This is a genomic window from Duganella violaceipulchra (genome assembly GCF_019166075.1).
Lineage (GTDB): Bacteria > Pseudomonadota > Gammaproteobacteria > Burkholderiales > Burkholderiaceae_D > Rugamonas > Rugamonas violaceipulchra.
The window spans coordinates 1-255 of sequence record NZ_JAHTGR010000211.1; the positions used below are offsets into that span (position 1 = coordinate 1).

At 54.5% G+C, this 255-nt stretch carries 1 rRNA gene; it reads left to right on the forward strand.

The annotated features are described in order from the left end of the window. Positions 1-255, forward strand: a 16S ribosomal RNA gene (locus KVP70_RS35930); the annotation flags it as partial.

Sequence of the window (255 nt, forward strand, 5' to 3'; positions counted from 1 at the left end):
AGAGATTGGGGAGTGCTCGAAAGAGAACCAGTACACAGGTGCTGCATGGCTGTCGTCAGCTCGTGTCGTGAGATGTTGGGTTAAGTCCCGCAACGAGCGCAACCCTTGTCATTAGTTGCTACGAAAGAGCACTCTAATGAGACTGCCGGTGACAAACCGGAGGAAGGTGGGGATGACGTCAAGTCCTCATGGCCCTTATGGGTAGGGCTTCACACGTCATACAATGGTACATACAGAGGGCCGCCAACCCGCGAG